Origin of the sequence: Streptomyces albidochromogenes, assembly GCF_005981925.1 — a bacterium.
GTDB lineage: Bacteria > Actinomycetota > Actinomycetes > Streptomycetales > Streptomycetaceae > Streptomyces > Streptomyces albidochromogenes.
In genome coordinates, this window is the sequence record NZ_VBVX01000306.1 from 1 (window position 1) to 7,433 (window position 7,433).

General features: G+C 71.3%; 8 protein-coding genes and 2 pseudogenes. 5 read left to right on the forward strand and 5 right to left on the reverse strand.

The features are described from left to right. Positions 1–100: 100 nt before the first annotated feature. A pseudogene (locus tag E2E34_RS28145) lies at positions 101–1,024 on the forward strand (TIM-barrel domain-containing protein); the annotation flags it as partial. 45 nt (positions 1,025–1,069) lie between these two features. On the opposite strand, the gene E2E34_RS28150 reads toward E2E34_RS28145, so the two are convergent. After that, on the reverse strand, positions 1,070–1,687 hold the full coding sequence (locus E2E34_RS28150; protein ID WP_138904707.1) for an NUDIX domain-containing protein: 618 nt from the start codon (positions 1,685–1,687) through the stop codon (positions 1,070–1,072). Here E2E34_RS28150 and E2E34_RS28155 point away from each other — a divergent pair. From E2E34_RS28155 to glpK, 4 genes are all read left to right on the forward strand, one after another. Then, positions 1,686–2,492, forward strand: a complete 807-nt coding sequence (locus E2E34_RS28155; protein ID WP_138904708.1) for a M15 family metallopeptidase — start codon at positions 1,686–1,688, stop codon at positions 2,490–2,492. The genes E2E34_RS28150 and E2E34_RS28155 overlap by 2 nt on opposite strands. 132 nt (positions 2,493–2,624) lie before the next feature. Next, complete coding sequence (locus E2E34_RS28160; protein ID WP_138904709.1) at positions 2,625–3,020, forward strand: Mpo1-like protein; 396 nt, start codon at positions 2,625–2,627, stop codon at positions 3,018–3,020. A 263-nt stretch (positions 3,021–3,283) separates the two neighbouring features. Continuing rightward, positions 3,284–4,009: an MIP/aquaporin family protein gene (locus E2E34_RS28165; RefSeq protein WP_138904710.1), complete on the forward strand. Its 726-nt coding sequence runs from the start codon at positions 3,284–3,286 to the stop codon at positions 4,007–4,009. Positions 4,010–4,090: 81 nt separating this feature from the next. Beyond that, on the forward strand, positions 4,091–5,623 hold the full coding sequence (glpK, locus tag E2E34_RS28170) for a glycerol kinase GlpK (protein WP_138904711.1): 1,533 nt from the start codon (positions 4,091–4,093) through the stop codon (positions 5,621–5,623). Positions 5,624–5,686: 63 nt separating this feature from the next. Here the strand turns inward: glpK and E2E34_RS28175 are convergent, their stop codons facing one another. The 4 genes and pseudogenes from E2E34_RS28175 to E2E34_RS28190 form a co-directional block, all read right to left on the reverse strand. Further along, on the reverse strand, positions 5,687–6,292 hold the full coding sequence (locus tag E2E34_RS28175) for a GTP-binding protein (RefSeq protein ID WP_138904712.1): 606 nt from the start codon (positions 6,290–6,292) through the stop codon (positions 5,687–5,689). Beyond that, a complete protein-coding gene (locus E2E34_RS28180; RefSeq protein ID WP_138898037.1) occupies positions 6,273–6,671 on the reverse strand; it encodes a DUF742 domain-containing protein in 399 nt (132 codons plus the stop codon). Before E2E34_RS28180 ends, E2E34_RS28175 begins: the two co-directional genes overlap by 20 nt. A 10-nt stretch (positions 6,672–6,681) precedes the next feature. Continuing rightward, positions 6,682–7,122, reverse strand: coding sequence for a roadblock/LC7 domain-containing protein (locus E2E34_RS28185; protein ID WP_138904713.1), 441 nt, complete (start codon positions 7,120–7,122; stop codon positions 6,682–6,684). After that, positions 7,119–7,433 (reverse strand): annotated as a pseudogene (locus tag E2E34_RS28190) (histidine kinase); the annotation flags it as partial. The gene E2E34_RS28185 and the pseudogene E2E34_RS28190, both read right to left, overlap by 4 nt.

Here is a 7,433-nt window from a genome sequence, read left to right on the forward strand (position 1 = left end):
GCCGTGGAGCGCGTCGTCCGACGGCGCACGCGCGCGTGTCCTGTCGGACGAGAGGAACGAGGGGGTGTCCTTGCCTTCTCCTTCTCCTGGGGGCGGTGCCGCGGCGGCGCCGGTACGGGCGGGGCAGGGCGCCCGGGGCGACGGCCGTTCCCGGGAACGGCCGTTTCTGTTCTCAGGAACGGGCTGGGCGGGTGAGCAGAGGTATGGCGGCACGTGTGCGGGGGATGTGCCGGCGGGCTGGCCGGGTATGCGCTCCGCGCTCTCCTTGGTGCTCGGTCTCGGGTTGTGCGGGGTGCCGTTCTCGGGAACGGACGTCGGTGGGTCGAGTGGTACGCCCTCACCCGAGCTGTATGTGCGCTGGTTCCAGATGAGCGCTCACCTTCCGCTGCTCCGCACCCGAGACACCGCCCTCCCGGGGCCCGGCGCGCCGTGGCGGTTCGGCCCCCAGGTGCTCGGGCATGTGCGGGCCGCGCTCGCCGAGCGGGAGAGGCTGCGCCCGTACTTCGTGACGCTGTCCCAGCTGGCCCGCCTGACGGGCGCGCCCTACGCGCGTCCTGTGTGGTGGGCGGCTCCCGCGGACCGGGCGCTGCGCGCGTGTGAGGACGCCTTCCTGCTCGGGGACTGCTTGCTGGTCGCTCCCGTGATGGAGCCCGGCGCGGACCGCAGGTCGGTGCGTCTGCCGCGCGGGCGGTGGTACGACACGGCCACCGGCAGGGCCTACGAGGGGCAGGGCCGGGTGCTGCTGGACGCGCCGCTGTCGCGGATCCCCGTGCTGGCGCGGGCCGGCGCCGTGATTCCCGTGTGCGGTGACGACGGGGGGCCGGCGCTCGACGTGTGGGCGCCGGCTGCCGGGCGGACCGGAGGCGGGCTGATGGTGACCGAGGCCGGGGACGGTTCGGGGCGGACGGAGATCGAGCGGTTCACGACGCGGATGAGCGGAGGCCGGGTGGTGGTGGAGCGCAAGGGCGGCGGGGACGTGGGGCTCCCGGTGCGGGTCCGGGGCTGCGGACGCAGGGGTACATAGCGCGGGCGGCGCGGTGGGCGCGAGGGGCGACGTACCGGGGAACGGTTATGCCGTGGGCCCGTAGCTTCCCGAGAACCATTGGCGTACGGCCTCCGTGTGGAGCGGGAACGCCAGGTCCGCGGGCGCCCGCAGAACGTGCCAGCCGGTTGTCTCGTCGGTCGGGGCGGACGGCGGCAGGTCGGCGGCGGCGCGTGCGGGGAGCAGCCCGAACAGGAGCAGGTGGCCGGCCGGGGAGCTGAGCGCGTCGGCGAGGCGCACGTCGTTCGCGGCCGCCTCGATGCCGGTCTCCTCGCGCAGTTCCCGTACGACGGCTTCCTGCCAGCGCTCGCCGTGGTCGATGAATCCGCCGGGCAGCGCCGTCCCACCGAGCTGCGGCTCGATGGCGCGGGTGATGACGACCAGTCCGCCGCCGCCGGCCGCGTCCCGTCCGCCCTGCGCGTCCTTAACGGGCAGGAGGGCGACGGCGACGGGCAGGGGGTTGCGGTAGGCCGTGTCACCGCACGAGGGGCACGTGCGGGGCCAGTGAGCGGCCGGCCGGTACGGCGCTCCGCAGCTGGAGCAGTGGGAGTGCCTGACGGGCTTCTTCGTGGGTGCGGACACGCGCGGACTGTACCGGATCGCCCTTCCCCGCAGGGCGGTTGAGCTGATAGATGGAGAGTCCATGACACGACTTGCCCCAGCACTGCGCGCTCTGGCCACCGCTGCCGTCACCCTGCTCGCCGTCACCGCGGCTTCCCCCGCGGCGCAGGCGAAGCCCGAACCCAAGGCCCCCGGGGAGTTCGTGTCCCTGCAGTCCGTGGATCCGACGATCATGCAGGAGATGCGCTACACCACCGCGCACAATTTCGTGGGTGTGCCCGTGGACGGCTACCGCCAGCCGGTGTGCATCCTGACGAGGCCCGCGGCGAAGGCCCTGCACGAGGCGCAGACGAAGTTGCTGCGGCGCGGCTACTCCCTCAAGGTGTACGACTGCTACCGGCCGCAGCGGGCCGTGGACCACTTCGTACGGTGGGCGAAGGATCTCGACGACGAGGCGATGAAGGCGGAGTTCTATCCGAGCGTCGACAAGTCGCGTCTCTTCGCGGACGGGTACATCGCGGAGAAGTCGGGGCACAGCCGGGGCAGCACGGTCGACCTGACGTTGGTGAGACTGCCCGCGAAGGCCACCCGGCCGTACGTCCCCGGCGAACAGCTCGCTCCCTGCTACGCGCCCAAGGCGGAGCGCTTCCCCGACAATTCGGTCGACATGGGGACCGGTTACGACTGCTTCGATACCCTGTCCCACACGGAGGATCCCCGCGTCCAGCGCGTCCAGCGCGCCAACCGTCAACTGCTCAAGGGAGTGCTCGGCGAGCTCGGTTTCGTGAATCTGGCCGAGGAGTGGTGGCACTTCACGTACAAGCCCGAGCCGTTCCCGGACACGTACTTCGACTTCCCCGTCGCCCGCCGGTCGGTCGCCGGGCACTGACGCGCTCCGGCGGTGCGGAAGACGGGACGGGCTGCCGGGGCCACCCCCGTGGGTCCCGGCCGCCCGTCCCGTCTCCCCTACGGACGCGGCAAGGCCGTATCCGGTTCTCCGCCGAGCCATTACCTTGCGCGTATGGAGCAGCGGACTTTCGACTCGTACGAAGAATTCTGGCCCTACTACGTCGCGATGCACTCCAGGGCGGCGACCCGGTGGGTGCACCTCACCGGCACGCTCACCGGACTCGCGGTCAGCGTGTACGGCCTGGCGCGCGGCCGGAAGCGGTACGCCGCCGCGCTGCCGCTGATCGGGTACGGCGCCGCCTGGCCGGCGCACTTCCTGATCGAGAAGAACAACCCCGCCACGTTCGGGCATCCGCTCTGGTCGCTGCGCGGCGACGTACAGATGATCCGGACGATGCTGGCGGGGCGTGACCGTGAGCTCGCGGAGACCGCCGCGAAGTGGCTCGCGGAGAATCCGTGCACGCCGGCCGCGAAGGCATCGGACGGCGGTTGCTGTCCGCGACCTTGACGCCCCATCACCACCGGTGAACACTTCCCGTTGTCAGTCGGCGTCGCCGTACGACGGCTCCCGGGAACGCGCGTAAGTCTGCTCCCGGGTCCCCCCTGTCGCTGTTCAGGGGCCTCCCCCCACGGGCGATCGCGCCGGCCCGGCACGCGCACCGGACGCCGGGCGGGGAACGGCACTCCCTGCCTCCGGCTCATCAGCCATGGAACACGCACCCTGCACTTCAGAACCGGGGCCCGCCCCCGGGCGAGGGCCTAGGAGCCGCCATGAGCAACGGGGACGTCTTCGTCGGTGAGGTCATCGGCACCGCCATCCTGATCCTCTTCGGCGCCGGTGTGTGCGCCGCGGTCACCCTCAACCACTCGAAGGCGAAGGGCTCGGGGTGGATCGTCATCTCCTTCGGATGGGGCATGGCCGTGCTGGCCGGCGCGTACACCGCCGCCCCGCTGTCCGGCGGGCATCTCAACCCGGCGGTGACCGTGGGCATCGCCGTCGACACGGGTGAGTGGGGCCAGGTGTGGGTCTACGTCCTGGGGCAGATGGCCGGGGCGATGCTCGGCGCCGTACTGGCGTATCTCGTGTACTACCCGCAGTTCGCGGCGAACAGGGACCAGGAAACGGCGCTTCCGACCCTGGGGATCTTCTCCACCGTTCCGGAGATCCGCAGCCCGGTCGCCAACCTCGTCACCGAGATCATCGCGACGGTGGGTCTGGTGCTGCCGGTCCTGGCGTTCGGAATGACGAAGGGGCTCGGTGAGTCCGGTACCCAGGTGCTGATCGTGGCCCTGCTGGTGGTGGGCATCGGCCTCTCCCTGGGCGGGCCCACCGGGTACGCGATCAACCCGGCGCGCGACCTGGGACCGCGCCTCGTCCACGCCGTACTGCCGATCCCGAACAAGGGGACCTCCGACTGGGGTTACGCGTGGGTGCCGGTTGCGGGGCCGCTGATCGGCGGGGCCCTGTCGGGTCTGATCTACAACACGGCCTTCTGAGCACGCGGCACGCGCGCGTACCACCGCACACAGCACCGCACACGCACGACGCTTTCAGCCGAGTTCGGACGAGGGGACGTCATGACGGAACGAGCCGGGCAAGCCGAGAAGTACGTCGCCGCCATCGATCAGGGGACGACATCCAGCCGCTGCATCATCTTCGATCACAGCGGCGCGATCGTCGCGATGGACCAGCGCGAGCACCGCCAGATCTTCCCGAAGCCCGGATGGGTCGAGCACGACGCGACGGAGATCTGGTCCAAGGTGCAGGCGGTGGTCGCCGGAGCGCTCGCGAAGGCCGGCCTGCGCGCCGGGCAGCTCAGCGCCCTGGGGATCACCAACCAGCGCGAGACGACGGTGCTGTGGGACCGGGCGACGGGCAAGCCGGTGCACAACGCAATCGTGTGGCAGGACACGCGTACCGCCGCCCTGTGCGGCGAACTGGGCGGCGCGGACGGCCCGGACCGGTTCCGGGAGGTGACCGGCCTGCCGCTCGCCAGCTACTTCTCCGGTCCCAAGGCGGCCTGGCTGCTCGACAACGTCCCCGGGCTGCGGACCCGCGCCGAGCGGGGCGACATCGCCTTCGGGACCATCGACTCGTGGCTGATCTGGAACCTCACCGGCGGGACGGACGGCGGCGTGCACGTCACGGACGTGACGAACGCCGGGCGCACCATGCTGATGGACCTGCGGACTCTCCAGTGGGACCCGGCGATCCTCTCCGCGATGAACGTTCCCGAGGCCGTGCTGCCGGAGATCAGGTCGTCGGCGGAGGTGTACGGGACGGCCGTGGGGCAGCTCGCGGGCGTGCCCGTGGCCTCGGCGCTCGGCGACCAGCAGGCCGCTGTGTTCGGGCAGGCCTGTTACGACGTGGGGACGGCGAAGAACACGTACGGGACGGGCAGCTTCCTGCTGCTCAACACCGGTGGGCGGCCGGTTCCTTCGAAGAGCGGGCTGCTCACCACCATGGGCTACCAGATCGGCGGGGAGGCGCCGGTCTACTGTCTGGAGGGGTCGATCGCGATCACCGGTGCGTTGGTCCAGTGGTTCAGGGACCAGCTCGGGATCATCCGTTCCGCGGACGAGATCGAAACGCTCGCGGGAAGCGTCGAAGACAACGGCGGAGCGTACATCGTTCCGGCCTTCTCCGGGCTGTACGCGCCCTACTGGCGCTCCGACGCGCGCGGTGTGGTCACCGGTCTCACCCGGTACGTCACCAAGGCGCATCTGGCGCGAGCCGTCCTGGAGGCCACCAGCTGGCAGACGCGGGAGGTCGTCGACGCGATGCACCAGGACTCGGGCGTGGCCATCACCACGCTCAAGGTGGACGGCGGCATGACGAAGAACAATTTGCTGATGCAGCACCAGGCCGACGTCCTGGGCGTTCCCGTGATCCGTCCGAAGGTCTCCGAGACGACCTGCCTGGGCGCGGCGTACGCCGCCGGGCTGGCGACCGGCGTGTGGTCGGACCTGGACGAGCTGAAGTCGCACTGGCAGCGGGACGTCGAGTGGACGCCCCGGATGGAGGCACCGGAGCGCGACCGTGAGTACCGCAACTGGCGCAAGGCCGTGGAGCGGAGCTTCGGCTGGGACGAGGAGGGCGGGCAGGGCTGAGCCCGCCGGCAGCGCGACCCCGTGACCGCGGTCCGTACCCCTGTCGGTGGGGGTGCGGACCGCTCAGGTGGACGCCGTCTGGCGCCGGTCCGCGGACCGTGCCAGCGCGTGCTCGACCACCGCGATGAGCACCGCCTTGACGGCCTCGCGGTCCCGCGCGTCGCACAGCAGAAGGGGCACGCCCTCGTCGAGGTCCAGGGCCGCCCGTACCGTCTCCGGCGGGTAGCGGTCGGCGCCTTCGAAGCAGTTGACGGCGACGGCGAAGGGGATGCCCCGGCGCTCGAAGTAGTCGATGCCGGCGAAGCAGTCCTCCAGGCGGCGGGTGTCGGCGAGGACGACCGCTCCCAGGGCCCCCTGGGCCAGCTCGTCCCACAGGAACCAGAAGCGGTCCTGGCCGGGCGTACCGAAGAGGTACAGGACCAGGTCCTCGCGGAGTGTGATCCGTCCGAAGTCCATAGCGACGGTGGTGGTGTTCTTGTTCTCGACGCCTTCGAGGTCGTCGACGGGGCGGCCCGCCTCGGTGAGCGCCTCCTCGGTGCGCAGCGGCCTGATCTCGCTGACCGCGCCCACCAAAGTGGTCTTGCCCACCCCGAAGCCACCCGCGACGAGGATCTTGAGCGTCACCGGTTCGACCAGTCGCTTCTTGCGGCTAGAGCGCCCGAAGACCATTGATTACCTCGCGAAGGATGCTCTCGTCCGGCAGCTCGGCCGGAGGTACGGGTCGGGTCACATGCACGAGCTCGTCCTCGACGAGGTCGCCGACGAGCACTCTGACCACCCCCACTGGGAGGTCGAGGCCCGCCGCGAGCTCTGCGATCGACTGCGGCGTCTCACTGCACAGTTCTACGATCTCGACGTGTTCGGGAGCGAGCGTCTGGTCGCGCCCGGGATCGTCTGCGGCCGGCTCGGGGACGACCAGTGCGATCAGGTCGAGCCGGTGCCGGCTCGCACTGCTCGTACGGCCGCGCGTCATCGCGTACGGGCGCACCACCGGGCCCGCGTCGTCGTCGAACCAGTGCGGCGATCCCTGCTGGCCTGCTGCTCTCATGTCAGCCCACTCACCCTCCGGCGGGCAGACCGGAGCGGGGAGCGGTCGTCAGGTGGACTCCGACCCGCTTGACCATCAGTGTCATCTCGTACGCCACCTGTCCGACATCGGAGTCGGAGTCCGACAGCACGGCTAGGCAGCTGCCGTCGCCCGCGGCCGTGACGAACAGGAAGGCGTCGTCCAGTTCCACCACGGTCTGGCGCACGCGCCCCGCGTCGAAGTGGCGGCCGACACCCTTGGCGAGGCTGTGGAAACCGGAGGCGACGGCGGCGAGGTGCTCGCCGTCCTCGCGGGTGAGGTCGCCGGAGGTGCCGGTGGGGAGGCCGTCGCTGGAGAGCACCAGGGCCTTGCGGATGCTGCCCACGCGGTCGACGAGCTCGTCGAGGAGCCAGTTGAGCTCCCCCGAGCCCCGGCCGGTGGTGTCGTGTGCTGTGGCGTGCGGTGCGGTCATCGACCGTCCCTCTCTGGTCTGGTTCCTGGAGCGGTGCCGCCGGGGCCCGTCTCGTCCTCGGCGTTCTGCCGGCGGCCGCGCTGCCAGCCGCGCTGGAGCGAAGCCATCCGGCTGCGTGCCTGCTCCGCCTCGCGCTGGGCGTCCTGCTCGGTGGCCGGTACGTCGTCGACGGGTTCGGGGCGGGCGGTGGAGGTGTCGCGCAGCTGGGGGGCGAGGTTGGCCTGGCGGACGCGGCGGGGCAGTCCGCCCAGCGGGGTGTGGGCCTGGGGCTCGTCCCTGGGGGCCTGTTCGCGGGCGGGTGGTGCGTGCGG